The organism is Nocardia sp. NPDC003726 (assembly GCF_053586955.1).
Genome location: NZ_JBSFNF010000014.1, coordinates 166,489 through 190,087, shown reverse-complemented (window position 1 = coordinate 190,087; position 23,599 = coordinate 166,489). Strand labels below are relative to the sequence as shown.

Annotated in this window: 26 protein-coding genes and 2 pseudogenes; 11 read left to right on the top strand and 17 right to left on the bottom strand. The window is 68.0% G+C overall.

Translation table 11 applies throughout. The features are described 5' to 3' along the window. Positions 1-102: 102 nt before the first annotated feature. A complete protein-coding gene (locus ACWDMM_RS20145) occupies positions 103-594 on the top strand; it encodes a carboxymuconolactone decarboxylase family protein (protein ID WP_195079280.1) in 492 nt (163 codons plus the stop codon). A 16-nt stretch (positions 595-610) separates the two neighbouring features. Here the strand turns inward: ACWDMM_RS20145 and ACWDMM_RS20140 are convergent, their stop codons facing one another. Further along, a complete protein-coding gene (locus ACWDMM_RS20140; protein ID WP_195079281.1) occupies positions 611-1,318 on the bottom strand; it encodes a hypothetical protein in 708 nt (235 codons plus the stop codon). 78 nt (positions 1,319-1,396) lie between these two features. Further along, positions 1,397-2,959, bottom strand: a complete 1,563-nt coding sequence (locus ACWDMM_RS20135) for an amino acid permease (RefSeq protein ID WP_195079282.1) — start codon at positions 2,957-2,959, stop codon at positions 1,397-1,399. Between the two features lie 153 nt (positions 2,960-3,112). Here ACWDMM_RS20135 and ACWDMM_RS20130 point away from each other — a divergent pair, with 153 nt between their 5' ends. Continuing rightward, on the top strand, positions 3,113-4,483 hold the full coding sequence (locus ACWDMM_RS20130; RefSeq protein WP_195079283.1) for an FAD-dependent oxidoreductase: 1,371 nt from the start codon (positions 3,113-3,115) through the stop codon (positions 4,481-4,483). 5 nt (positions 4,484-4,488) lie between these two features. Here the strand turns inward: ACWDMM_RS20130 and ACWDMM_RS20125 are convergent, their stop codons facing one another. Beyond that, positions 4,489-4,878 carry an ankyrin repeat domain-containing protein gene (locus tag ACWDMM_RS20125; protein WP_195079284.1) on the bottom strand — a complete coding sequence of 130 codons (390 nt, stop codon included), beginning with the start codon at positions 4,876-4,878 and terminating at the stop codon, positions 4,489-4,491. Between the two features lie 27 nt (positions 4,879-4,905). Continuing rightward, on the bottom strand, positions 4,906-5,541 hold the full coding sequence (locus ACWDMM_RS20120) for a UdgX family uracil-DNA binding protein (RefSeq protein ID WP_195079285.1): 636 nt from the start codon (positions 5,539-5,541) through the stop codon (positions 4,906-4,908). Positions 5,542-5,666: 125 nt separating this feature from the next. Here ACWDMM_RS20120 and ACWDMM_RS20115 point away from each other — a divergent pair, with 125 nt between their 5' ends. Continuing rightward, a complete protein-coding gene (locus tag ACWDMM_RS20115; protein WP_195079286.1) occupies positions 5,667-6,974 on the top strand; it encodes a glycosyltransferase 87 family protein in 1,308 nt (435 codons plus the stop codon). A gap of 31 nt (positions 6,975-7,005) precedes the next feature. Here ACWDMM_RS20115 and ACWDMM_RS20110 read toward each other — a convergent pair whose 3' ends face one another. Then, a complete protein-coding gene (locus ACWDMM_RS20110) occupies positions 7,006-7,452 on the bottom strand; it encodes a nuclear transport factor 2 family protein (RefSeq protein WP_357103539.1) in 447 nt (148 codons plus the stop codon). 75 nt (positions 7,453-7,527) lie between these two features. Then, positions 7,528-7,719, bottom strand: a complete 192-nt coding sequence (locus tag ACWDMM_RS20105; protein ID WP_323124059.1) for a hypothetical protein — start codon at positions 7,717-7,719, stop codon at positions 7,528-7,530. Between the two features lie 113 nt (positions 7,720-7,832). Here ACWDMM_RS20105 and ACWDMM_RS20100 point away from each other — a divergent pair, with 113 nt between their 5' ends. Further along, positions 7,833-9,026, top strand: coding sequence for a GNAT family N-acetyltransferase (locus tag ACWDMM_RS20100; protein WP_323124058.1), 1,194 nt, complete (start codon positions 7,833-7,835; stop codon positions 9,024-9,026). Positions 9,027-9,085: 59 nt separating this feature from the next. Beyond that, positions 9,086-9,850: a trans-aconitate 2-methyltransferase gene (locus ACWDMM_RS20095; RefSeq protein WP_195079287.1), complete on the top strand. Its 765-nt coding sequence runs from the start codon at positions 9,086-9,088 to the stop codon at positions 9,848-9,850. Positions 9,851-9,859: 9 nt separating this feature from the next. Here the strand turns inward: ACWDMM_RS20095 and ACWDMM_RS20090 are convergent, their stop codons facing one another. Beyond that, positions 9,860-10,144: an ANTAR domain-containing protein gene (locus ACWDMM_RS20090; protein WP_323124057.1), complete on the bottom strand. Its 285-nt coding sequence runs from the start codon at positions 10,142-10,144 to the stop codon at positions 9,860-9,862. 172 nt (positions 10,145-10,316) lie between these two features. Here ACWDMM_RS20090 and ACWDMM_RS20085 point away from each other — a divergent pair, with 172 nt between their 5' ends. Then, on the top strand, positions 10,317-10,598 hold the full coding sequence (locus ACWDMM_RS20085; RefSeq protein ID WP_195045607.1) for a hypothetical protein: 282 nt from the start codon (positions 10,317-10,319) through the stop codon (positions 10,596-10,598). 72 nt (positions 10,599-10,670) lie between these two features. Here ACWDMM_RS20085 and ACWDMM_RS20080 read toward each other — a convergent pair whose 3' ends face one another. The 4 genes from ACWDMM_RS20080 to ACWDMM_RS20065 form a co-directional block, all read right to left on the bottom strand. After that, on the bottom strand, positions 10,671-10,871 hold the full coding sequence (locus ACWDMM_RS20080; protein ID WP_169810655.1) for a hypothetical protein: 201 nt from the start codon (positions 10,869-10,871) through the stop codon (positions 10,671-10,673). Between the two features lie 172 nt (positions 10,872-11,043). Beyond that, entirely contained in the window at positions 11,044-11,469 is a 426-nt protein-coding gene (locus ACWDMM_RS20075) for a MerR family transcriptional regulator (RefSeq protein ID WP_195079288.1), read from the bottom strand. 10 nt (positions 11,470-11,479) lie between these two features. Beyond that, a complete protein-coding gene (locus ACWDMM_RS20070; RefSeq protein WP_449938822.1) occupies positions 11,480-12,034 on the bottom strand; it encodes a class I SAM-dependent methyltransferase in 555 nt (184 codons plus the stop codon). Positions 12,035-12,313: 279 nt separating this feature from the next. Next, complete coding sequence (locus tag ACWDMM_RS20065) at positions 12,314-12,484, bottom strand: hypothetical protein (RefSeq protein WP_195079290.1); 171 nt, start codon at positions 12,482-12,484, stop codon at positions 12,314-12,316. A gap of 481 nt (positions 12,485-12,965) precedes the next feature. Here ACWDMM_RS20065 and ACWDMM_RS20060 point away from each other — a divergent pair, with 481 nt between their 5' ends. Both ACWDMM_RS20060 and ACWDMM_RS20055 read left to right on the top strand, forming a co-directional pair. Then, positions 12,966-13,757, top strand: coding sequence for a hypothetical protein (locus ACWDMM_RS20060; RefSeq protein ID WP_195079291.1), 792 nt, complete (start codon positions 12,966-12,968; stop codon positions 13,755-13,757). Positions 13,758-13,892: 135 nt separating this feature from the next. Next, positions 13,893-14,534, top strand: a pseudogene (locus ACWDMM_RS20055) (dienelactone hydrolase family protein); the annotation flags it as partial. On the opposite strand, the gene ACWDMM_RS20050 reads toward ACWDMM_RS20055, so the two are convergent. Continuing rightward, on the bottom strand, positions 14,515-15,636 hold the full coding sequence (locus ACWDMM_RS20050) for a CapA family protein (RefSeq protein ID WP_449938819.1): 1,122 nt from the start codon (positions 15,634-15,636) through the stop codon (positions 14,515-14,517). The pseudogene ACWDMM_RS20055 and the gene ACWDMM_RS20050 sit on opposite strands and share 20 nt — an antisense overlap. 126 nt (positions 15,637-15,762) lie before the next feature. After that, positions 15,763-16,293 (bottom strand): hypothetical protein, encoded by a 531-nt coding sequence (locus tag ACWDMM_RS20045; RefSeq protein WP_195079293.1) that lies wholly within the window; start codon positions 16,291-16,293, stop codon positions 15,763-15,765. Positions 16,294-17,016: 723 nt separating this feature from the next. Between ACWDMM_RS20045 and ACWDMM_RS20040 the strand changes: the two genes are divergently transcribed. Continuing rightward, positions 17,017-17,700 carry an MHYT domain-containing protein gene (locus ACWDMM_RS20040; protein ID WP_449938815.1) on the top strand — a complete coding sequence of 228 codons (684 nt, stop codon included), beginning with the start codon at positions 17,017-17,019 and terminating at the stop codon, positions 17,698-17,700. Between the two features lie 142 nt (positions 17,701-17,842). Then, the gene (locus ACWDMM_RS20035; protein ID WP_195079295.1) at positions 17,843-18,811 is read left to right on the top strand and encodes a TIGR03557 family F420-dependent LLM class oxidoreductase; all 969 of its coding nucleotides are present in this window, start codon (positions 17,843-17,845) and stop codon (positions 18,809-18,811) included. A 21-nt stretch (positions 18,812-18,832) separates the two neighbouring features. Here ACWDMM_RS20035 and ACWDMM_RS20030 read toward each other — a convergent pair whose 3' ends face one another. Then, positions 18,833-19,294, bottom strand: coding sequence for a MarR family winged helix-turn-helix transcriptional regulator (locus ACWDMM_RS20030; RefSeq protein ID WP_449938812.1), 462 nt, complete (start codon positions 19,292-19,294; stop codon positions 18,833-18,835). 113 nt (positions 19,295-19,407) lie between these two features. On the opposite strand from ACWDMM_RS20030, the gene ACWDMM_RS20025 reads away from it, so the two are divergent. Then, positions 19,408-20,055: a nitroreductase family protein gene (locus tag ACWDMM_RS20025; RefSeq protein WP_195079297.1), complete on the top strand. Its 648-nt coding sequence runs from the start codon at positions 19,408-19,410 to the stop codon at positions 20,053-20,055. A 6-nt stretch (positions 20,056-20,061) separates the two neighbouring features. Here ACWDMM_RS20025 and ACWDMM_RS20020 read toward each other — a convergent pair whose 3' ends face one another. From ACWDMM_RS20020 to ACWDMM_RS20010, 3 genes and pseudogenes are all read right to left on the bottom strand, one after another. Next, positions 20,062-20,673: a TetR/AcrR family transcriptional regulator gene (locus ACWDMM_RS20020; protein WP_195079298.1), complete on the bottom strand. Its 612-nt coding sequence runs from the start codon at positions 20,671-20,673 to the stop codon at positions 20,062-20,064. Continuing rightward, positions 20,670-22,294: pseudogene (locus ACWDMM_RS20015) on the bottom strand (FAD-binding oxidoreductase). Before ACWDMM_RS20015 ends, ACWDMM_RS20020 begins: the two are co-directional and overlap by 4 nt. A 103-nt stretch (positions 22,295-22,397) precedes the next feature. Further along, complete coding sequence (locus tag ACWDMM_RS20010) at positions 22,398-23,435, bottom strand: cupin domain-containing protein (RefSeq protein WP_195079300.1); 1,038 nt, start codon at positions 23,433-23,435, stop codon at positions 22,398-22,400. Between the last annotated feature and the right edge of the window lie 164 nt (positions 23,436-23,599).

Sequence of the window (23,599 nt, the reverse complement as noted above, 5' to 3'; positions counted from 1 at the left end):
CCTTTCCAGCCTCGCAAGAGACAAACACCCATCAGCTACACCCCACCGCTCTGGGCATCCAGGGCACCAACCCCAGACACCTACAAACTTAGGGAAACATCCATGATCATCGACGTCCCCGAGGGCAAGGATCCGATCGGCTACGTCTGGGGCGAGATGGTGCCCGGCATCGGCGTCGCCGCCTCGAATTTCTCACTGGCGGTGTACTCGCACAGCACGCTGGGCCTGCGCGAGTTCGAGGCGGCCCGGCTGCGGATCGCGCAGATCAACGGTTGCCTGTTCTGCATGGACTGGCGCACCGAACGCGACGGGAGCAAGGTCGAGCCCGAATTCGCCGACGCCGTCGCGAACTGGCGCACCACCGACGCCTTCGACGAACGCACCAGGCTCGCCGCCGAATACGCCGAGCGATACGCCACCGATCACCACCACCTCGACGAAGAGTTCTGGGGCCGGATGCTGGCCCGCTACAGCCAGGCCGAAGTGGTCGAACTGAGCATGAGCATCGGATCGTGGCTGGCGTTCGGCCGGCTCAACCATGTGCTCGGCCTGGACGCGGTCTGCGTGCTGCCGGGTCATTCCGGCGACCGGTGAGCCGACGCCGAAGGCGCTAAGCCGGATCCCTCGACACCCACGCCGGCTGCCCGTCGACCAGGCCGAGTTCGAACTCCTCCGGAGCGTCGAGCACCGCGCCGAGCTGGCGAAGCGCTCGATCGGCGGAGATCTCCGCGGGAAAACGGATGTACTCCAGGGTGGCTCCGGAGATCCGGGCGCGGAATCCGTACCGGAATTCCACCTGCCCCGCATAGGTCAGCGCGATGCGACCCCGCCAGTCGATGTCGTGCCTGCCGTCGGGGCGCCGGGTGAACGACACTTCCTGGTCGGCGACCGAGTCGTGCCCGAGCAGATAGATGTTGAACGCCAGGCCTTCGATGTCGTCGGCGCGCGCGAGGGGGAGCGGGTCGACCGTGAGGCACTGCGGCTGTGCGGATTTCAGGAGAAAGGGCCGGCCGGGCGCCGCGGCGCGCAACCCGGTGGCGTCGTCCTCGCCCCAGTACGTGGACGAAAGCGTGCAGCTGTGATAGTTCTGCCAGACGATCGGCGACAACCAGTCCTCGCCGTCCTCCTCGCCGTGGTCGGGGTCGCGTTCGGCGTTGTACGCGGCGGAGCGCAGGTGCAGATCGAACCACAGGCTGCCGGCCTGGTCCATGCGGCCGGTCCACGCGAACTCCTCGATCGCGTGCCCTTCCGGCCACGGATTTCCCGGGAACACAATTCTCCCGGCGGGCGAAAAACGCACCAGGTCGGTCCTTTCCATGCCGACACACCCTAGCGACCGCGACCGACAATCTCGACACGCCAGAACAGGGAGGCCGCGACCGGCCGGGATCGCGCCTCAGGCGTTGGCCTGCGCCTGTTCCTCCGGCCGGTCTGCGGGCGGCTCGTCCACCGTCCGTTTCGGCCCGGTGAACCAGGTCCGGGCCGACGCCAGCCACCAGATGCCGATCGCGCCCACTACGCCGACCAGTGCGATCGGTGCGTAATTCACGGTGTTCCAAGTGAACTCGCTGTGCCACGGATAGCCGCGGGCATCGGTGGGCAGGATGAACAGAAAGCTGATCAGCGCGATCCAGCCCAAGGCGACCACACCCACCGGGCGATACCACGCGCCCAATCGCCATGGGCCGGTGCGGAATCGGCTCCCGTGCCGCTGCCGCAGCAGGATCGGAATGCCGTAGGCGATGTAGAGCCCGATGGTGGCGATCGAGGTCGCCGCGGCGTAGGCGGTCGGCGCGTTCGCCGCGGGCACCAGCATCGACGGAATCAGCAGCAGGAACGCGAAGAACGAGATGAACAGCACCGCGTGCACCGGGACCTTGCGCGTGGAAAGCCGCGCCAAGAACCTGGAACCCGGCACCGCGCCGTCACGCGCGAACGCGAACAGCATCCGCGACGCCGAGGTGACCGAGGCGTATCCGCAGAACAATTGCGCCACCGCCGCGATGATCAGCAGCAGACCCGACCAGAAGCCGCTCAGCGAGTTCTCCAGGATGTAGATGACGGGATAGCCGCTGTTCTGCGCGGGATCCAGCGCGGCGTCCAGATCCGGGATGGCGAAGGTCACCGCCATGATGAGCAGATATCCGGCGATCGCCGACACGACGATCGTGGTGATGATGCCTTTGGCCGCCATCCGCGACGCGTCGTGCGTTTCCTCCGACATGTGCGCGGAGGCGTCGTAGCCGGTGAACGTGTACTGCGCGTGCAGCAGGCCGAGCAGGAAGCTGAACGCCACCCCGCCGAATCCGATGGCGCTGTTGTCGACCGTCTCGGTGAAGACGAATCGGGCGCTTTGATGGTGCTGCGCTCCGAAACCGAGGACGACCACGAAGATCGCCACGCCGCCCACGTGCCACCACGCGGACACGTTGTTGATCACCGCCGACAGGTGCGGGCCGATGACGTTCAAAACGGCGTGCAAGACGAGGATGGCGGCGAACACCAGGAAGATCGCGGTGCGGTCGGTGCCGATGTCGATTCCGACGACGTTCAGCACCACGGTGGTGAAGATGGCTGCGCCGTAATCGATCGCCGCGGTGACGGCGATCTGCCCGATCAGGTTGAACCATCCGGTGAACCAGCCCCATACCGGCCCGCCCAGTTCGGCGGCCCACCAGTACAGCCCGCCCGAGGTGGGATAGGCGGAGGCCAGTTCCGCCATGGCCAGCCCGACGAACAGCACCATGACCGAGACCAGCGGCCAGCCCCAGGCCATGGTGATCGGGCCGCCGTTGGCCAGACCGATGCCGTAACTGGCCAATCCGCCGGTCAGGATGGACACGATCGTGAAGCTGATGGCGAAATTCGAGAAACCCGACCAGGACCTGGCCAGTTCTTGTTTGTAGCCCAGTTCGGCGAGCCGGCGTTCGTCGTCGGAAGGGGGTCGGGTCTCGGTCATGTCGCGCTCCCGGGTGAAAACGCGGCCCTCATACCACGTTTGCCAGAAGATCAGTGTGAAGTACCGATCGGTCACCCGCAGCCCAACCAGCAAATTCGCGCGGGTGCCCGGCCCACGTGCCCGCCCCGGGCCTGCCGAACGTAGCGTTTAGCCATGAGCGAGCGACTGGTGGTCATCGGCGGTGACGCGACCGGAATGTCGGCGGCCTCGCAGGCGCGCCGGATGAAGGACGCGAGCGCGCTGGAAATCGTGGTCTTCGAGCGCGGCGGGTTCACCTCCTACTCGGCCTGCGGCATTCCGTACTGGGTCGGCGGCCATGTCGCCGACCGGGACGCACTGATCGCCCGCACACCGGAAGAACATCGGTCCCGAGAGATCGACCTGCGGCTGCACACCGAAGTGACCGAGATAGATGTCGAACAGGCGCGCGTGCGCTACCGCGACCGCGACACCGGCGATTCGGCATGGATGTCCTACGACCAGCTCGTCATCGCCACCGGAGCCCGCCCGATCCGGCCCGCGCTGCCCGGCATCGACGCGAACGGTGTGCACGGCGTGCAGACCCTCGACGACGGGCAGGCGCTGCTGGACACGTTGGAGCGGACCCGCGGCAAGCGGGCTGTCGTGGTCGGGGCCGGCTACATCGGGGTGGAGATGGCAGAGGCCCTCATCCGGCGCGGCTACGACGTCACGATGGTCAACCGCGGCACCGAACCCATGTCGACGCTCGATACCGACATGGGAGCCCTGGTGCGCGACGCGATGTGCGGAATGGGCATCAAAGTGGTCGGCGGTGCGGAGGTGTCGCAGTTCCGGACCGACGACGGCCGGGTGGCCGCGGTCGTCACCGACACCGCCGAATACCCGGCGGATGTGGTGGTGCTCGGCATCGGCGTGCGCCCGGAGACCGGACTGGCCCGCGCCGCCGGTCTGCCGCTGGGGGAGTACGGCGGGCTGCGGACCGATCCCGCCATGCGGGTGCGCGGGCACGAGAACATCTGGGCGGGCGGAGATTGCGTCGAGGTGCTGGACCTGGTGTCCGGCCGGGAACGTCATATCCCGCTCGGCACCCATGCCAACAAGCACGGTCAGATCATCGGCGCGAACATCGGCGGGGGATACGCGCTGTTTCCCGGCGTCGTCGGCACCGCGGTCAGCAAGGTCTGCGCGCTCGAGGTCGCCCGCACCGGCCTGCGCGAGAAGGACGCGCACGCGGCGGGCCTGCAATACGTGACCGTCACGGTCGAATCCACCAGCCGCGCCGGCTACTACCCGGACGCGGCGCCGATGACCGTGAAGATGCTCGCCGAGCGGTTCACCGGACGCTTGCTCGGCACCCAGATCGTGGGACGCGAAGGCGCGGGCAAGCGCGTCGACATCGCCGCGGTCGCGCTGACCGCCCGGATGACCGTCGAGCAGATGACGATGCTCGACCTCGGATACGCGCCGCCGTTCTCCCCGGTGTGGGACCCGGTTCTGGTGGCGGCGCGCAAGGCCGTCACCGCGGTGCGCGAGCGCGGGTAGCCCGCTCAGCCGAAGAGTTCCAGCAACTCGGTCCGGCCGAACATGACCGCGGCGTCGCGGGCGCTCGGGGTGCCCGCGTCGGGGTCGGCACCCGCGGCGGCGAGTTGCCGGACGATCTCGGTCTCGCCCTTGAACACCGCTCCGGCCAGCGGGGTCTGGCCTTTGTCGTTGGGGCGGTCCGGATCGGCCGACCGTTGCAGCAGCGCCGCCACGGCATCGGCGTGTCCGTGGTAGGCGGCGAGCATGAGCAGGGTGTCGCCCGCGTCGTTGGTGAGGTCGACCGGCACGCCCGCGTCCACGTACGCGGCCAACCGCGCGGTGTCGCCGCGCCGGGCGAAATCGAACACCTTGGCGGCCAGTTCGAGCAGTTCGGGGTCGATCTCGTCGGTGCTCATCCGCTCACTCCTTCCCCGGCCGCGCGGTCAGCGCGCCGCCGCGGGCTTTCCCAGTTGTTCGCGCACGATGCGCAGATCGGCGGCGAACGCGTCGTAGGCGGCGGTGCGGTCGGGCGCGCGCAGCACCGAGGACGGGTGCACAGTGGCGATCGCACGGAAATCCGCCGTCTCGACCACTTCGCCGCGACGCGTGCTGACCTTGAACGTGGGGCCGAGCACCGCCTGCGCGGCGATCGCGCCGAGACACACCACCAACCGCGGACGCAGCAGGGCGAGTTCGGCGTCGAGCCACGCCGAGCAGGCGACCACTTCGGTGCGGCCGGGTTGCTTGTGGATGCGCCGCTTGCCGCGCTCCACGAACTTGAAGTGTTTCACCGCGTTGGTGAGGTAGACCGCGTCGCGGTCGATGCCGACCTGCGCCAGCGCCCGATCGAGCAGCCGGCCCGCCGGACCGACGAACGGCAGGCCTGCCACGTCCTCCTGATCGCCGGGCTGCTCGCCGATCAGCACCACCTCCGCGTCCCGCGGTCCCGCGCCGAACACCGTCTGGGTGGCGTGCCGGTAGAGATCGCACCCGCGGCAGCCGCAGGCCGCCTGCCGCAGCCGCGTCAGGTCCGCGTCCTCGGGGACGTACATCGCGGCGCCGGGCGCCTTCGTCGCCATGACCGACCTCCTCTGCCGCCGTGTGCTGGTGGCGGCTTACCCGTTTCCGCGACCCTCACGCGACAGCCGCGAATCTGCCTCCCATGTGGTGAACGACCGGACCGGGGTCGGTATAGTCGCCGCGGATGAGTAGTGTCACCGCCACCGCCGGAACGCCGATGTCCCAGAACCGTCGACTCGCGCGCGTACTGCGCCCGGCGCCGGTCCTGGCGCTCGCGTTCTCCGCGTTCTGTCTGCTGACACCGGTCTGGCCGTTCCACAAGATCACCGGCGGGTTCATCGACCTGCAGGTGTATCGCCTCGGCGTGGATGCCATGCGGCACGGCGCCGACATGTACGGGCAATTGCCGCAGACCACCATCGGGGCGGGCCTGCCGTTCATCTACCCGCCCTTCGCCGCGCTCGCGCTCGGTCCGTTCGCGATGCTGCCGTGGGACGTGGCCGCGTTCAGCTTCTTCGTCTCGTCGGTGGCCGCGCTGGCCCTGACGCTGTATCTGGTGGCGCGGCGGGTGTGGCCGCAGGAGTCGCAGCGGGGGCTGGCGGTCTGGGCCACCGCGTGCGCGACTCCGCTGGGGCTGCTGTTGGAGCCGATCCACTCCACCCTGGACTTCGGACAGGTCAACCTGCTGCTGATGGCCCTGGTCGCCGCTGATTGCCTCACCCACAAGCCGCGCTGGCCCCGGGGCATGCTGATCGGCGTCGCCGCCGCGATCAAGCTGACGCCCGCGGCGTTCGTGCTCTACTTCCTGGTCCGGCGCGACTACCGCGCGGCCGCGACCGCCGCGATCACCGGTGCGGCCGCGACGGCGCTGGGCTTCGCGATCCTGCCGAAGGAATCGGTCAAGTACTGGTTCGGGGGGCTGGGCAATGTGTCCGGTCTGAGCGGTTCAGCATTCCATACCAATCAGTCGATTCAAGCGGTGTTCGCTCGCTTCCAAGTGCCAGAGCCCGCGTTCACCATCATCTGGCTGGTCCTCGGCGCGTTGCTGCTCGCGCTGGTCGTCACCGCCATGCGCCGCGCCGCCGACCTGCCCGCGCTCGCGCTGGCCATCAACGCCGTCTTCACCCTGCTGGTCTCGCCGATCTCCTGGTCGCACCACTGGGTGTGGATCGCGCCCGCGTTGTTCGCCGTGGCCGGTTACGCCTCCCGCCTGACCGTCAGGCGGGCGATCGGGTGGTGGGTGACCTTCGTGGTGACCGCGGCGGTGTTCGTCATCGGCCCGCACAATTGGTTGCCCGACGGCGAGCACCGGGAGACCGCGTGGACGCCGTGGCAGCATTTCATCGGCAACACCTATGTCTGGTTCAGCGTGGTGCTTGTCGTGCTGTTCCTGGTCACCAGCAGGCGCAACGTCGCGGGCGACGACGACCTCTCGCCCGGCGATCAGGCCCGCGCATCCGAGGCGGCGTCCTCGGCCCTGTCGGCGCGCTGAGGCGCGGGCGCATCGAGCGGCTCCGGTCGCGTCAGCCCATGCCGGGCGCGGACGGCGCGACGAAGAGGAAGCTCTTCTCCTCGACGCGCTCCTTGATCCGCCACCGACCGTCCACGCGGACGAATGTGTCCAGGTACCAGAGGCCGCACAGCATCATCGTCGGCGGTCCGTCGCCGCCGGAAACGAGCATCGGGTTGTGGCACATCGTCCGCCCGGTCGCGGTGTCGCCGTCGACTCGGATAGACGAGTTGCTGATCAGATGTTGGAAGGCCGGGAAGTTCGGCAGGACGGAGGCCAGGAATCGCTTCGTCGCCGCCAGATCGCCCACCGCGCCGCCCATGGCCGAGTAGTCGATGTGCGCATCGGGGGTGAAGACCTCGTCCAGCAGGTCCCACTGCCGAGTGTCGACCGCGTGCGAATATCGCACCATCAGGTCTTCGATCTCGAGTCGATCCGAAATCTCCTGCAACGACAGCATGCCTGCCTCCGATTTGACGTCGATGTCCCGGGTAGATGCCACCAGGATTCGGCGTGCGAGGCAAGGTCGGTGTCGTCAGGCCTTGCGCGGCAGGATGTTCAGCACGAGTGTGAGTCCCGCCACGATGCTCAGGCAGGCCAGGAGGGTGGCGAGCGCCGATTGGGTGAGCGTGGCGATGCCGATCGAAAAGGCCAGGCACGTGGTCAAAGCGAGCGCGCCGGTTCCCGGATCCACACCGGCGATGCGGGTTGGTCGGTAATCCGTCATAGCTATGAGATACCCACGGCGCTCCGTTACGAAACCGTGATTGACGGATCGAATCTCCGCCCAAGGCGTGCGCGCAGGTCAGCGCCCTTCAACGGCTCGGGCAAGATCGAGTCGTGACCGTCGCAGTGCACACCCTCCGGACCGAGGACGATATCCGTTCCGCCAATGCCCTTTTCCGCACGGCCATGGTTGGCTTGCCGCCGATGACCCCCACTGCGGAGCTGTCGGAGCCCGGCCGCACGCTGGGCGCTTTCATCGATGGCGAACTGATCGGCACCGCGGAGTCGTATACCAGCTGGCTGGTCGTTCCCGGCGGCGCGCGCCTGCCGCACGCTGCGGTCACCCACGTCGGAGTCCTGCCGACGCACACCCGCCGCGGAGCGCTCACCGCGTTGCTGCACCGTCAACTCGCCGACATCGCGGAGCGGGGCGAAGCGGTCGCCACGTTGCGTGCCTCGGAGGGCGGGATCTACGAGCGGTTCGGCTATGGCATCGCCAGTTCGTTCGCGCGGGTGGAGTTGCAGCGCCACCGGGCCCGGCTGCGTGACACGGTGCCGCCCTGCGGTCCGGTGCGTTTCGTCGACGGCGCCGCCGCGTGGAAACTGCTCCCACAGATCTACGCGACGGCCGACGTCGCATGGACCGGCGCGGTCGAACGCCCCGAATACTGGTGGCGATTGCAGGAATTGCTGAGCACGGAACCGAGCTACTGCCTGGTCCACGGCCCAGCGGGCGCTGAAGACGGGTTCGTCCGTTACCAGCCGGTCGATCCGAAGAGCTGGCTGTCCCGGCCGGAAAGACAAGTGGTGGTCAACGATTTCGTCGCGACGACGCCCACGGCGTATCGCGGCCTGATCCGCAGGCTGTTGTCGATCGACCTGGTCGATACCTTCGTGTTCCCGTTCGTCGCCCTGGACAGCCCGCTGCGGCATCTGCTCACCGACGAACGCGCGCTGCGCGTGGTTTCGACCAGGGACGAGACCTGGTTGCGCCTGGTGGATGTCGGGCAAGCGCTGGCGGGCCGCACGTTTCGCGACGCCGCCGCGGTGGTGGTGGAGGTCGTGGACCCGATTCTGCCGTCGAACTCGGGCCGATATCGCATCGCGGGCGAGGGCGTGCGACGAGTCCGGGAAAGCGCGGACCTCACCGCGGGGATCGCGGATCTCGCGGCGGTCTATCTGGGCGCAACCACGTGGCGCGAGCTGGCTTTCGCCGGCCGTGTCGACGAGCATCGCCCCGGGGCGGTCGCGGACGCGGACGCGCTGTTCGCCACCGAGTCGTTGCCGTTCTCGGGCACCTTCTTCTGAGCGGACGCCAGGCGTACAGTACGTGCGTACGGTTTGGGTAGCGAGTCTCGGAGTGGCCTATGTGGGATCCCCAGCAGTACCTCGCCTTCGACGATCACCGGTCGCGCCCGTTCTTCGACCTGCTGAGCCGGGTCACCGCGGCCGAACCCGGGGTGGTGGTGGACCTGGGCTGCGGTCCAGGGCATCTCACCGAGGTTCTGGCGCGGCGCTGGCCGGGCGCGCGCGTGCAAGCGCTGGACTCGTCGCCGGAGATGGTCGCGGCCGCGCGAGATCGCGGCCTCGATGCGACGCTCGGGTCGGTGCAGGACTGGCGGCCGAGCGCGCAGACCGATGTCGTGATCTGCAATGCCGTCCTCCACTGGGTGCCCGAGCATGCGGATCTGCTGTCGCGGTGGATGCGGCAGCTGCGGGCGGGAGCGTTCCTGGCCCTTCAGGTGCCCGGGAATTTCGACGCGGCATCACACCGGGCGATCCGTCAGGTGGCCGCCCGCGACGAGTGGCGCGACAGCCTCGCCCGAGCGGGCATCCTCGAGCCGAGGGCCGTACTCGATCCCGCCGGATACGCCGATCTGCTCGCCGCGGCGGGCGGGGCGGTCGACGCATGGGAGACGACGTACCTGCACCGTTTGACGGGTGACGATCCGGTGCTCGAATGGGTCACCGGCACGGCATTGCGGCCGGTGCGCGGTGCCCTCGACGACGCGCAGTGGCGGGAATTCACGGCACAACTCGCCCCCCTGTTGCGCGGCGCCTACCCGCGGCGCGCCGACGGAACCACCTGGCTGCCCTTCCGGCGCGTCTTCGCCGTCGCCCGCAAGCGGTAGCCGCAGCGCTCATCGGTCTTGTTCGTGCGCCGTCGACAGCAGCCGGTCGACTCGGCTGCGCAGTTCGCTGGTCACCGCGGGCACGCCGACCGACGGTAGCTCGGCGGCGACGTTGGCGGCCAGAACACGCAGTTTGGTGTTGGTCTCCTGAGATCGCACGCGCAGAATGGCGAACGCTTCGTCGGCGTCGAGACCGTAGACCAGCATGACCGCGCCTTTGGCTTGTTCGATCACCGCCCGCGCGGCCACCGGGTCGAGGTCACCGCCCGCCGTCCAGTCACCGTTGCAGCTCACATGCACGCACTACCCGTCCGTGGACATCTGACACGGTTGCGCACACGAACGATGGCGTCGCGGCGATTTCGCCCAGGCTAGGGGTTGACGCGAGCGATCGGGATCGCGATACTTCGAACGTCATAGCGATTGCGTATAACTTGTCCTGCGGATACGCGACGGAGACAGATCAATGACGATCCATACGGCAGTCGAAGCATTTCTCCTGGCTCAGGTGGACGACCCGGTCCCCGAGGCCCCCCCGAACTCGGAAAAAATCCTCCAGCTGTTCCGGTATTTCACGTGGTTCGTAATTCTCTCCGGCGTCACCGGAATCGCCTACGCCGGTGGGAAATTCGCCTGGGAGAAATGGAACGGCGGTCCACTGGCGTCGGCGAAGATGGTCGCGGGCGGCATGCTCGGCGGCGTCATCGCCACCAGCGCCGGGACGATCATGAACGCATTGATCGGCTGAATCGGGCGGACGGCGCGGCGGAGTGCGGAACGGCACCCCACCCGCCGGTGCGCCCGAAGCCGGCCGCCGTGGTCAGTCGGTGACCTCCAATTCGACCAATTGACCCGGCGTGAAGGATTTTTCGCGCCGGTTGGTTTCCACACCGAAGACCGCGACCACGAGGTCGCCGCCCGGCTGGACCACTCCTGCTTGGGTGAGAGTGCCGTACCCGACGACGGATTCGCCGACATGATCGGCGAGTTCCACCGCGGGTATCCGAATCGTCCTGCTCACGGGGCACCTCTATCGAGTCGAAGTGTCAATGGCTGCTGTGTCCGAGTTCGCAGGACTCGATCCTAATGCCGGAAAAGCGGTGCAGCACCCCCTGTCGCCGCCGATGCACCGCGCGGCCACCGTGTGGCGGCGAATTGCGCCGTCAGGGCGGAATTCGATGCGCCATAACGATTTACCCTCGTCGGCTTGACCGGTTCGTGACCAGTGTCAGCGCGTCGGCGACCTTGGCCTGGAAATGCGGGCACTGCCTGAAGTCCGCGGCGGCGCAGTCGAGCGCGTGGGAGATGGTCTCCAGCGCCGCGGTGGCCTGGGCGATCCGGCGGACGAGCTGGTCGCGGTGTGCGCGCAGCAGATCGCGGCGAGCGGAGCGGTCGGACGCCTCGGCGAAGAGCGCGGCGAGTTCCTCCAGTGACAAACCCACCTGCTTGCCGATCAGAATCATCGCCACGGTTTCCGCATCGTCGTCCCCATAGCGGCGACGGCCTGCCCCGTCCCGCCGCGGCGCGAGCAATCCGGCGTCCTCCCAGTGCCGCAGCACATGGGTGGCCAGACCGAACCGCGCCGCGAACTCGCCGATCGGCATGTCGTCGCCCGCCATGCTCCGCACTCTAGGTGGTACGGGCGGTGAAGCGTGTGTACAGCCCGACCGGATGACGCGGCGGACGCACCGGTTCGCGACGTACGGTCGCCGCATCGAACGAACGGCGCAACGCGCTGAGCGCGGCCGCCGACCGAAGGAACCGGAAGTCGTAGATCGCCACGGCGCCGCCCGGGCGCAATACTCGTGCCAGTTCGGCTGTCGCGCGGCCGACATCCGGCCATTCGTGCATGCTCAGGCTGGAGACGACCAAGTCGAAGCTGTCGTCGGGGTAAGGGAGCGCGGCGACGTCCCCGACCGAGAGTTCGACCGTGCCACCGGACAGCTTCGCCTCGGCGAGGTCGATCATGTGTGGTGAGAGGTCGATGCCGTGCAGGTGCAGATCCGGTCGCCGAGAAACCAACCGCGCCAGCAATTCTCCTGGCCCGGTGCCGACATCGAGCACCCACGCCCCCGTTGGCGCGTCCGCGTCGATGTCCGCGGCGATCCGGCGGTACAGGCCTTTGAGCAGCCGGGAAGCCCGCTGATCGTAGCCTCGGCTCTGCTTTGCTCCGAACGTTGTCATGGTCACCTCTCCTCGTGATGCGCTCAGCTTGCGAGTTGAGGTCGACCTGAAGTCAAGAGCTGCTACACGCACTCCCGACACCGGCCCGGCGAGGATCGCACAGTGCCGCCGCAACGGTCGATCCACGTGCGGCGGCAACTACGGTGCTCTGCCTCCCTTACGTCGGTTTGCGCGAGACCCGGCGGAATGCTTCGCCCGCCGCCGGTCGGCGGAATTGGAAAAGACTTCCCACCGGAATGCGACCCGCCGGAACGCGGCTCGGCCGCACACCAGGTGTTCTCAGATGCACCAGACGGCGCTGAAGAGCGGAATGCAGAACACTACCGAGCCCCACACCGGTGTCGCGGTGTTCGTCGGCGTCGTTTCGGCGGTTGCCGCGGGTGCCGCGAGGACGCCCAAGGAGGCGGCCATGGAGGTCGCGGCGACGAATTTCTTGATTCTGGTGGACATTGCGCATCCTTCGACTCGAATGAAACCTAACTCTGACTCACGGATTTCATGCTTCACCCATAGTCCGGTGAGCACCAGGCAAGGAAACGTCAAGTTCCCCCGCCTTACGTAACAGGAACATCACCGGTGGTGTTGTTTTCGGGGCAGCGGCAGCCGATTCGGCCGGATAACGTACCGGCAGATTTCTTTCTGCCCTATAACTGCCCGTATTGCGTGCTTCGATATGTGGCCCGGTCACCTTTGCCTATCGGAGACCTGCCGGTCGTCGATCTTGTCGTGCGGCGATCTACTAGCCTCCGATACTGTTGCCCCGGCGGCGCTGTGCGATTGGTTCGGTGCGGCGTGGCGTCACTCGGTAACGCGATCGTTACCGGAGTTCGTCTGTTCTGGTGGCGCCCGCGCCGGATCTGTATTCGGAGCCTTCCCACCGGCGGTGAGTCGGCGCCGAATTCGGACAGTGACGCGACCCTAAACTGAGGCAATGGTGCAGCCAACGCCCTGGCAGTCGGACGAAACGCGAGACGACCGCTCCGCCCAGCAGAACCGGGCGGCCCGTGGCGCCGTGGTGCCGGCGAAGGCGATTCTGGCCGCATTGCGCGGATACTGGGGCTATGTGTGGGCCGCGGTCGGCGGCCTGGTGACGCTCGTGCTGCTGTTCCAGCCGTGGCTCACCGCTGCGGGCGCCGATGGCAAGGTCAGTACCAACGCGTTCGGCCGGATGGAGATCACCACGCGGTTCCTCAACGTCTGGTCGCGCTCGGCGCCGCCCGGCGCCAAGATCACCGGTTTCTGGGCACTGCTGGCCTGTGCGGCGATCATCATCGCGATCTTCGCGGTGGTGGTGAATCTGCGCCTCCGGCTGGAGGCGCTCAATCGGCTGGCGACGCTGGCCACGGTGGTCGCCGCGCTGTTCGTGGTGTGCACCGTGCTCTACATCAACAGCAAGGGCGCCGAGCTGAAGGCGATGGTCGGACGCAGGAACGATCTCGGTGGACAGATCGGATCGTTGATGAACTGGGCGTTCGGCAACGGCAGGCTCGTCGTGCCCGGAATCGGGCAGGTCGCCTACACCTCGGCGACGCTCACGCCGTGGGCGCTGCTCGCGGGCGCGACATCGCTCGGCTCCGCGGTCGCGGCCGTCACCCAGTGGGTCCGCAACCGATCGGGCAACCTGTTCCGGCTTCCGTTGCGGGTCCAGGTCGTGAGGTCGGAGCGGCCGGCCGAAGCCGCGGACACGGAGCGGCCGCCGGCGTCGCCCGGCGGGCCCGATTAGCTTCGCCCGAACCGCTCTGCCGCCACCGCGCCCATGCGCGGACGAAGGCCCTTCCCCTCTTGCGCACGACCGGCCCGATCGGGTACGCCGGAGTGCAGGAGGTGTTCGATGCCGTTCGCACACCGGTCCTCGACGCGGACAGAAGAGGTCATCGTGCCGTCGGAGTACACCCGGCTGGCCGGGATCCTGGCTGTCCCGCCGGAGCGCACCGCGCTGATCGCCTTCGCGCATGGCAGCGGCAGCGGCAGGCGCAGTCCGCGAAACCGGTTCGTCGCCGAGGCCCTCAATCGCGCCGGATTCGCGACGATGCTGGTGGACCTGCTGACCGCCGAGGAGGAAGGCGACCGCGCCCGCGTGTTCGACATCCCGTTGCTCGCTCATCGGCTGGTCGAGGTGACCCGCTGGCTGCGGACGCGCCTGGAACTCGGTGGCCTGCCGACGGGATATTTCGGTGCGAGCACCGGCGCGGGCGCGGCGCTGTGGGCGGCGACCGAACCCGGCGCCGAGATCGCGGCGGTCGTATCCCGCGGCGGTCGTCCGGACCTGGCCGGTGCGAGGTTGGGCGCGGTACGCGCGCCTACCCTGCTCATCGTGGGTGGCAACGACAGACGGGTGCTGGAGATGAATCGGGAGGCCCAGCTACGGATGCCGTGCCCGAGCGAACTGGACATCGTTCCCGGCGCGACGCACCTGTTCGAGGAACCCGGTGCGCTCGAGCAAGTCGCCGACTCGGCGGTGCAGTGGTTCCAGCGCCACCTCACTGTCGTGCGGCACTGAATATCCGTGGCATATCGTCGGTTCCGGGCATTACGCGAGTGCCGAAACCGCGGCTGATGTCCTCGAGCTTCGCGCACAGCCAGCGGGATTCGGCGCGCGCGGCCCATTCCAGGCGCATGTGCCGCACCTGCAGCGGAATCAGCCGGATCTCCGCCGGACAACGATCGACCGATACGAGATACAGCGGATGCAGATCGGTGTGGTACCGCTCGTGGCCGCGAATGCCTTCGTAGTCGTCGATGACGTCGCCGCACCCGTAGAGGATCGGTTTGCCGCGGTAGATCTCGACGGGACGCGCATGATGCGCGGAGTGCCCGTGCACCAAGTCGACTCCGGCGTCGATCAACCGGTGTGCGAACTGTCTTTCGGTTCCCGTGACCTCGTAGCCCCAGTTCGGGCCCCAATGCACCGAAACGATGCCGATGTCGTCGCCGCGCTTGTGCGCCGCCACCTCGGCGGCGACGTCGTCGGCTGCCGCGGCGCCGGGGGAGTAGCCCACTCGCCACACTCCCGGCCGGTCGCGTCGAGCCGACCAGGATTCCGGGACACCACTGGATCCGGCGGCGACCGAGACGATCACCACGCGGCGGCCGTCGGCGAGTTCCACCGTGGCGGGGGCACGCGCGCCCGCCAGGTCGGCCCCCGCGCCGGCGCGGCCGATATGGGCGGCGTCGAGCGCTTCGAGGGTGTCGGCCAACCCGGGAATCCCGAAATCGAGCACATGATTGTTGGCCAGCGCGCAGACCACCGGGGCGATGGCGGTCAACGCGGGCACGTTGTCCGGGTGCATCCGGTAATGAATGCCCTTCGCGGGGGCGAACGCGCCGTCGGCGGTGATCGACGTCTCCAGGTTGAGCAACCGCACCTCGGGGTCGAGCCGGGCGAGCAGCGGCAGTACATCGCCCCACAATTGCCGGTATCCGACCGGGTGCGGGAACGCGCCGTGCGCGCGCTCGGCCAGTTCGACGTAGGTTCGCGCATCGTCGACGTACCGTTCGCGCAGCCTCGGGTCACCGGGATGCGGCAAGATCTGGTCCACACCCCGCCCCAGCATGACGTCGCCGCCGAGCAGCACCGTCGTCATGATCCCATTGTCGATCATCGTGGTCTCGATGGGAACGCGGTGCGTGGGTCCCGTGGGCGCCGGTGATACTCGCCGACGTCCTGGAACGGCACGGCCGGCTCGCCGAGCGCGAGCGGATGCCGCGCGGTGGCCAGGCGGCCGGAGTCACCTGCTGGACATCGAGAGCAGCTGTTGCGGGTCGTCGGCGTAGACCGTGGCGATGACGTTCGCGCGGGCGGCGAGATCACGGGCCAGATCACGGATCTCCTCCGACGCGTCCGGATCGGCGTCGATCCCGGTCAGCAGATCGCGGGTATGGATCGCCGTTGCCTGCGCGCAGCGGCGCAGCCGAGCTTTCGCGACGGTGTCGAGTGCGGCCGGGCTGAGATAGCGCTGAATGTGCTCACCCCGGTCGGTGATCCGGTTGACGACCGATTCGGTCGCCGCGTCGGTGAGCCAGCGTTCCGCGTCGGCCGTGATCTCGAAGACGAGATCGTGGTCTCGGATATCGGTGGGATTGGCGGACGTGGTCAGCAGGGCCATGCTCGCCCGCCCGATCGCGAGGAAGCCGCTCATGGCGTGGGCGAGCTGGACACGCGGGTTTGCTGTCGGCAACCCGTTGAGGCGTTGCCCGACGACGGTGACCCAGCAGGCGAGGTGTTCGGCTCCGGTATCGATCGACGTCACTGTCGGCATAGCGCGACCATACGCCGTTACCCGGGTGAGACATATCAAGAAACGCTGAAAGTTCGCCAGATGTCGCGATTTCGGTGGGGATCGACGTCGGCCACTACCGGGATTCCCTTGTCGCGCTGCGGTAGGAGGGCCGGGACCGGTGCCTCGATCATCCCGTTCGTGCCACCCGTGAAAGGGTGATCACTAGTGAATCGGAGGCCCGGCGGGGCTGTGCCGCAGAAGGTCCGCTCGGCGCGGTTGTCCCTTCGTCGGCGTTAACTGCGATTGTGCCGGAAGCTGTTCGCCGAAACGGCGCTGCTGCCGTGCGGGCCATCGCATCCGCACGTGCATCCGGCGCTCGACCGCGTCGCGGAGCTCTTCCGCGGGTCGCGCGCGAGAGGTGTGGACCGCACGCTGTCGCCCTGTGGAAGCCAGCGGCTAGCTGGCGGTCGCGCAGGCACTCGGAGAGAAGGATGGCGGATCGAAGGGCTGCCGCTTCGTCAGCCACCAGCGCACTTTCCGCTATCCGGAACTCGTCCTATGTTTTTAAAGAGGATAGTAGTACTCTAAACTATCTACCTGCAGTTCCACTATGTGGGATTCGGGCATCGTGTCCGTGATGTCCGAATCTATCCAGCGAGGGAGTGTCGCGTGCTGGAAATCGATCACTTCAGCCAGGGATGGCTAACGCCCATCATCGCCTATGTCATGTCGTTCACCGGATCATTGCTAGGACTCCGCTGCGTGGCCAGATCGCGCACCGGCTCCGCGCGCGACGGCTGGCTGATCGCCGCGGCGGTCGCGATCGGCGGCACCGGCATCTGGGTGATGCACTTCATCGCCATGCTCGGCTTCGCCATCGAGGGGGCGACGATCCGGTACGACGTTCCGCTCACCCTGATCAGCGCGCTGATCGCCATCACGGTCGTCTGGATCGGACTGCGCATCGCCCACCAGCGAGCGCTGGGAGCGGTGGGACTGCTGGCCGGCGGCGGCATTACCGGTCTCGGCGTCGGGGCGATGCACTACGCGGGCATGTACGCCATGAAATCCGACGCGACGATCGGCTACGACGGACGGATCGTCGCGTTGTCCATGGTGATCGCCGTAGTCGCTGCCACCGCCGCGTTGTGGTTCACACTGCACACCCGCAGCACGCTCGTCACCGTCGGCGCGGCCCTGGTCATGGGTGTCGCGGTGTCCGGCATGCACTACACGGGCATGTTCGCGATGCATGTGCACGAGGCCGAGCACATGCACGCACCTTCGGGGGCGGGCGCGACGCAGTTGCTCACCCCGCTGATCGTGAGCATCAGCCTGGTGACGGTGCTGCTACTGCTGCATCTGGGTGTCACGGAAGTCGACGACGAGAACACCTATGTGCCGCAGGGCAGGCACGCGGCAAGTTACTGGCCGACCCGGGACTGAGCCGACGGCGCGACGCCGTGTCGCCGATCGGGGGCGGACCGGAGCCGCGCGGGGAAGTTTTCGCCGCCGCGTGCCGGGTACGCGCGCCGAGAGCCGGTTCGTGCGGTGACCGGCCGCTCCCAGTCGAAACCAGGAGGTGGCGATGCGCATCGGGTACAAACTGGCGGCCGAGGCATTCGGTCCGAACGAGCTCGTCCGGCAAGCGATTCGAGCGGAAGAGGCTGGCTTCGATTTCGTCGAGATCAGCGATCACTTCCATCCCTGGCTGGACAATCAGGGGCATTCGCCGTTCGCCTGGACCGTGCTCGGAACCATCGCGGCGAAGACCGAACGGATCGGCCTCGCGACCGGCGTGACCTGCCCCATTCTGCGATACCACCCCGCGATCATCGCGCAGGCGGCGGCCACCCTGGCGATCCTGTCGGACAACCGGTTCACCCTCGGCGTCGGCTCGGGTGAACGTCTCAACGAGCATGTCGTCGGCCGGGAATTCCCCTCCGTGCGCATCCGGCATCGCATGCTGCGCGAGGCCATCGAGATCATCCGCTTGCTGTGGAGCGGCGGCTATCAGTCCTATGACGGGGAGTTCCTTTCCCTCTCCGAGGCCCGCGTCTTCGATCTGCCCGAGACACTTCCGCCGATCGCCGTCGCCGGCGGCGGGCCGGATGCCGCCCGCGTCGCCGCCGAACTCGGCGACGGCCTGTTCGCCACCGAGCCGAAGTCGGAAATCGTCGAGTGCTACCGCGCGGCGGGCGGCGCGGGCCCCCGGTACGCGGAAGTCGGCATGGCTTGGGCGCCCGACGAGGAGACGGCCGCGAAGGCCGCGCTCGATACCAGCCGCTGGGCGGTGACCGGATGGAAGGTGATGAGCGAGTTGCCGAATCCGGTCAATTTCGCCGCGGCGACCACCACCGTCCGGCTCGATGACATCCTCGACAACTTCGCCTGTGGCCCGGACCCCGCCCGCTATCTCGACGCCGCCAAGCAGTACACCGATGCAGGCTTCGACCATCTCGTGATGCAGAACGCGGGCCCCGACCCCGACGGCTTCCTCGACTTCTATCGCCGGGAACTCGACAAGCCGCTGCGCGCCCTGACGCCGAGCGCCTGAACTCCGCGCCGCCATGGACCTTCAGCTCGCGCCCGACAGGAGCTTGCCGAGCAGCCGGACCAGCTGTTGGCGCTCCTCCGGCTCGAGGACCGCGAAGGTTCGGCTCAGGTAGTCGGGAACCGCCTTTTCGGCTCTCGCCAGCGCCTGCTGTCCGGCCTCGGTGATCGTCACCGCGTAGGCCCGCCGGTCGGCGGGATCTCTTTCCCGCCGAACGTAGCCTGCTGCCTCGAGGTCGTCGGCGATGCCGACCATCACGCTGCGGTCGATGCGCAGTGTCTCGCTGAGCACGCGCTGCGATCGCGGGCCGACGTCGGCCAGCATCTTCAGCACCAGATGCTGGCCGACGCCGAGACCCTGCTGCTGCGCGTGCGTCTCGGCCGCGCGGGCGACGGCGGTGGACACGCGGCACAGGGCGATGTCCGGGCGCTCCGCGGCGAGCCTGCGCAGGTACTCGCCCTGTGCGTGATCGGTCCTGCTCGGCATGGACGCAGCTTAGCAAATCGTCTGTCGGCAGATCGTTTGACGCCAGATCGAATGAACCGTACTGTCACAGATCATCTGTCAGCAGACTATTTTCGAGAAGATGGATTGGCGTCATGTCGTTGCACCTTTCCGCGGACGAAGTACTGTCCACCACGCGCGCTGTGCGCAAACGTCTCGACTTCACCCGGCCGGTGCCGCGCGGGTTGATCGAGGAATGCGTCGACCTGGCGACCCAGGCACCGACCGGACGCAACCGTCAGCGATGGCACTTCCTCGTCGTCACCGACGACGCGCGGCGCGCGGTGGTCGCCGACATCTTCCGCCGCGCCGTGCATGTCGCGGAGGGACAGCCGCTCACTCCCGCCGATGTGCGGCGCATGTCCGCTCATCCCGCGTCGATGCGACGCATCGGTGAAGGCTTCCAGCACCTGTACGACAACATCCATCGGGTGCCGGCCTTCGTGATTCCGGCCGTGGAAGGCCGCACCGACCGCGCCGGAGTGCTGGAACAGTCCATGACCTGGGGCTCCATCCTCCCCGCGGTCTGGAGTTTCATGCTCGCCGCCCGTGCCCGCGGGCTCGGCACGGTGTGGACCACCGCGCACGCGCCGCTGGAGCGAGAACTCGCCGACGCGCTCGGCGTGCCCTACGAGAAGATCATGCTGGCGGCGTTCCTCCCACTCGCCTTCACCGTCGGCACCGATTTCCGTCCCGCGAAACGTGTTGCCCGCGAAGAGGTCCTGCACTGGAACCAATGGTGAGCACGATCAGGTCCGCGGGGCGGCCGTCGCGCGGATCGTGGTGAACAGGCGCAGGCAGCGCCGGGTCATGTCCTCCGGTGTGTGGCCGGGGTGGTCGCTCCACCAGGAGATGGTGGTGGACACGACGCTGAACCAGAGCGCCAGCAGCAGGGAGTGATCGTCGGGGTCGGTGATGCCGGCGTCGGCAAGAACTTCCGAAACCCCGGCCGATCCCATGCCGTTCAAGGCGTCCTGATAGTGCCGGGCCACCGTGTGGGCCGCACTCGCACGCGGCAGTGTGGGGTCGTAGACGATCTTCCAGTTCTGCGTTCGACCATCGAGCGCGCGGAAGATCCCGGTCAGGGTCGCCAGCGCCCGGTCGTGCGCACCGCGCGCGGACTGCGCAGCCGCGACCGCGTCCACCAGTCCCTGCCCGGCGCGGTGTACGCAAGCCGCGTGCAGTCCGTCGCGGGAGCCGAAGTACGCGTATACGAGCGGCTTGGAAACGCCCGCCGCCGAGGCGATTTCGGCGACCGAAGCCTTGGCGTAGCCGCGTTCACCGAACTCGGTGGTGGCGATGTCGAGAATCTGCTCCTCGCGCCGCTCGCGCGGTACGCCCTTGGTGCCCGGCCTGCTCACCGGTCCTCCCCGACGGGCCGGTGCGCGATGGGGTCGATCAGCACGCCGGGATTGAGGATGCCCGCGGGGTCGAGCGCCGATTTGGCCGCCCGCAGCGCCGCGGCGAACGGGTCGGGGCGCTGGCGGTCGTACCAGGGGCGGTGGTCGCGGCCGACGGCGTGATGGTGGGTGATGGTCGCGCCGTTGCGGTGCAGCGCCTCCGATACGGCGGCCTTGATCTCGTCCCATTGTTCGACGGTCCGCCCCCATCGGCCCGCGGCGTAGATGCCGAAGTACGGCGCGGGCCCGTCCGGGTAGACATGGGTGAACCGGCAGGTGGACACCCCCGTCACACCGGCGGATCGGAACGCGGACGTGGTCGCTTCCTGCACGGCCGCCCGCAGGGCGTCGAAACGGTCCCAGGTGCACGCTGTTTCGAAGGTCTCCACGATCATGGATTGCGCGGCGAGCGCGTCGCGCTGGTAGGGCATGCGCAGGAACGCCGAGCGCCAGGTGTCGGCCGCGCCCGTGCGAACCGAGTCCTCCGCCGAATCGGTGGTGCGGACGCCGTCCGGAATCTCGCCGCCGTGCTCGCGGCAGATCTGCACCGCACGGCGCATCGGCTCGTCGACGGGATGGTCGGCGGACTCGAAGCCGAGGACGAGCACACCGCCCGCCGCGCCGGCGCCCGCGTTGAGGAACGCTTCCACCGGATCCAGCAATCGGCAGTTCGCCGGATACAACGCGGACTGGGCGATGGCGCGCGTCGCGGCTACGGCCGCTGCGAAGTCGCCGAACACCACCGAGGCTCCGGATCGCCAGCGCGGACGGTCCTGCACACGCATCCACGCCTCGGTGATGACGCCGAGCGCGCCCTCCGAGCCGAGGAACAACCGATCGGGTGAGGGACCGGCCCCCGACGCGGGCAGTCTGCGGGATTCGCTGATCCCCGCGGGCGTGACCACCCGCATCGACTCGACCATGTCGTCGATGTGGGTGTAGACGGTGGCGTAGTGGCCGCCCGCCCTGGTGGCCAGCCAGCCGCCGAGCGTGGAGAACTCGAACGACTGCGGGAAGTGCCGCAGCGTCAACCCGTCCGGTCGCAATGCCGCCTCCAGCGCCGGGCCGAGGATGCCCGCTTGGATCCGCGCCGCCCGGCTGGTGCGGTCCAGTTCCAATTCAGTCGGCCGGTGTCCAGCGACACCGATCCGGCGTAGGCGTCGGCCTCGCGGAATTCGACACCACCCACCACCGATGTCCCGCCGCCGAACGGCACCACGGCGACGTCGGCGCTCGCGCACCAGTCCAGGATGTCGAGCACGTCTTGCTCGGTTCGTGGCCGCAACACCTGGTCGGGCACGTGGGCGAGACGGCCGAGCAGATTGCGCACCACATCGCGGAATGCCTGCCCGTGGCCGTGCGCGACCCGATCGCCGAGCTCGTCGGAAGCCAAGGGAGCAAGCGCGTCCGGGACCCGGACGCGAGGTGCGGGGACGCGCAACGACATCAGATCCGGCGCCTCGTGCACCGTCAACTCGGCCTCCGGCAGCAGCGCCGCCACGCGCCGGGTGAGGGTTTCCCGCTCGGCGCCGGTCACCGCGTCTTCCCGGTTGCCCCATCCCCACCACGATCTCGTCGCCACCGCATCGCTCCTCGCTGAATTGACTGGATGGTAAATTACCTGACGATCAATCGACGGGGAATGGTCGAGCGCAAGGTTGTGGGCGGCGGGTGCTCAGGCGTGATTACGGGGCGAGTGCGTTGTTGCGCGTGACGATCAACGGATCGGTCGGTGTGAAGGGCAGGTCGGGAAGTTCGTCGAGGGCGACGCCGAATGTCGCCGCGAGTACTTTCCGGGAGTACGCGCTCATCGAGGCGCGGTATCCGATGTCGGCGGGCGTGGGCTGGTCGAAGAAGATCAGCAAGTGGATCTCGGGGGAGTCGACGACTTCGATGTGGTGCGGGTAGGCGCGCGGGACGAAGTACACCTCGCCCTCGCGCACGGTGTAGGTGTCCAAGGCGCCGTCCGGGTCCATGATCGTCATTCGCGCCGAGCCGCGATGGACGTAACCCATTTCGGCGGTCACGGGGTGCCAATGCGGTTCGCGCATGCCGTCTTCGCGCACCCGCAGCGAGTACATCGAGATGTCGTGCAGTGCGGGCCAGAACTGGGCGCGGGCGGTGCGAGCCGACCCGACCGGCGAGTCCACCGGCGCGGGCATCGCCTCGATCGCGAAGTGGTGCGGGTCGCCGTAGTGGGCGGCGTGCGGGATGTCGGGCTCGCCCTCGCGTCGCACGACGAGCTTGGCGGTGGTGTCGCGCCGGATCCTGGCGAAGTCCGCGGCGGGCAGGTCGTAGGTGTTGCCGAGCACCGAATCGGTCATGGCGCCGAGGCTCGCGCTGAATCCGAAGTCCTCCGGTCGTTCGTGCCGGAAGGCGAGGATGAACTCGGCCTCGGTCTCGCCGACGTTCTCCACGTGATGCAGCGCGCCGGAGTCGATGTGGAACATCTCGCCCGCACTTACCAGGAACGACGAGAATCTGCTCGCGTCGTCCAGCACCGAGACCAGTGCCCGCCCCGCGGTGCAATAGGTCAGTTCGGTGGCGTTGGCGTGCCAGTGCGGTTCGCGGATCGCGCCCGGCGCGAGCGTGAGGCGTTTGATCGACAGCCCGCTGAGGATCGGGAAGTTGTCGGCGGTGAGCCGGGTGAGCGAGCCGAGTTCGCTGCGGTGGATCTGCTCGCCCTTCCGTAGGGAGGCGACATGGACGGATGGTGTCTGCACGGTTGCTCCTCGCTCGCGGTCGAAGGATCGGTTTCGCGCGATCGCGCCGTTCTGGGCGTGCGGCAGCCCTGGAGTATCGAGCCGACCGAGTCATAGCAGATGACGATGAAAAGTGATCTTCGCCACAAAAGACACTGCCTGTTCGCGCTGCCCAACAAGTGTTT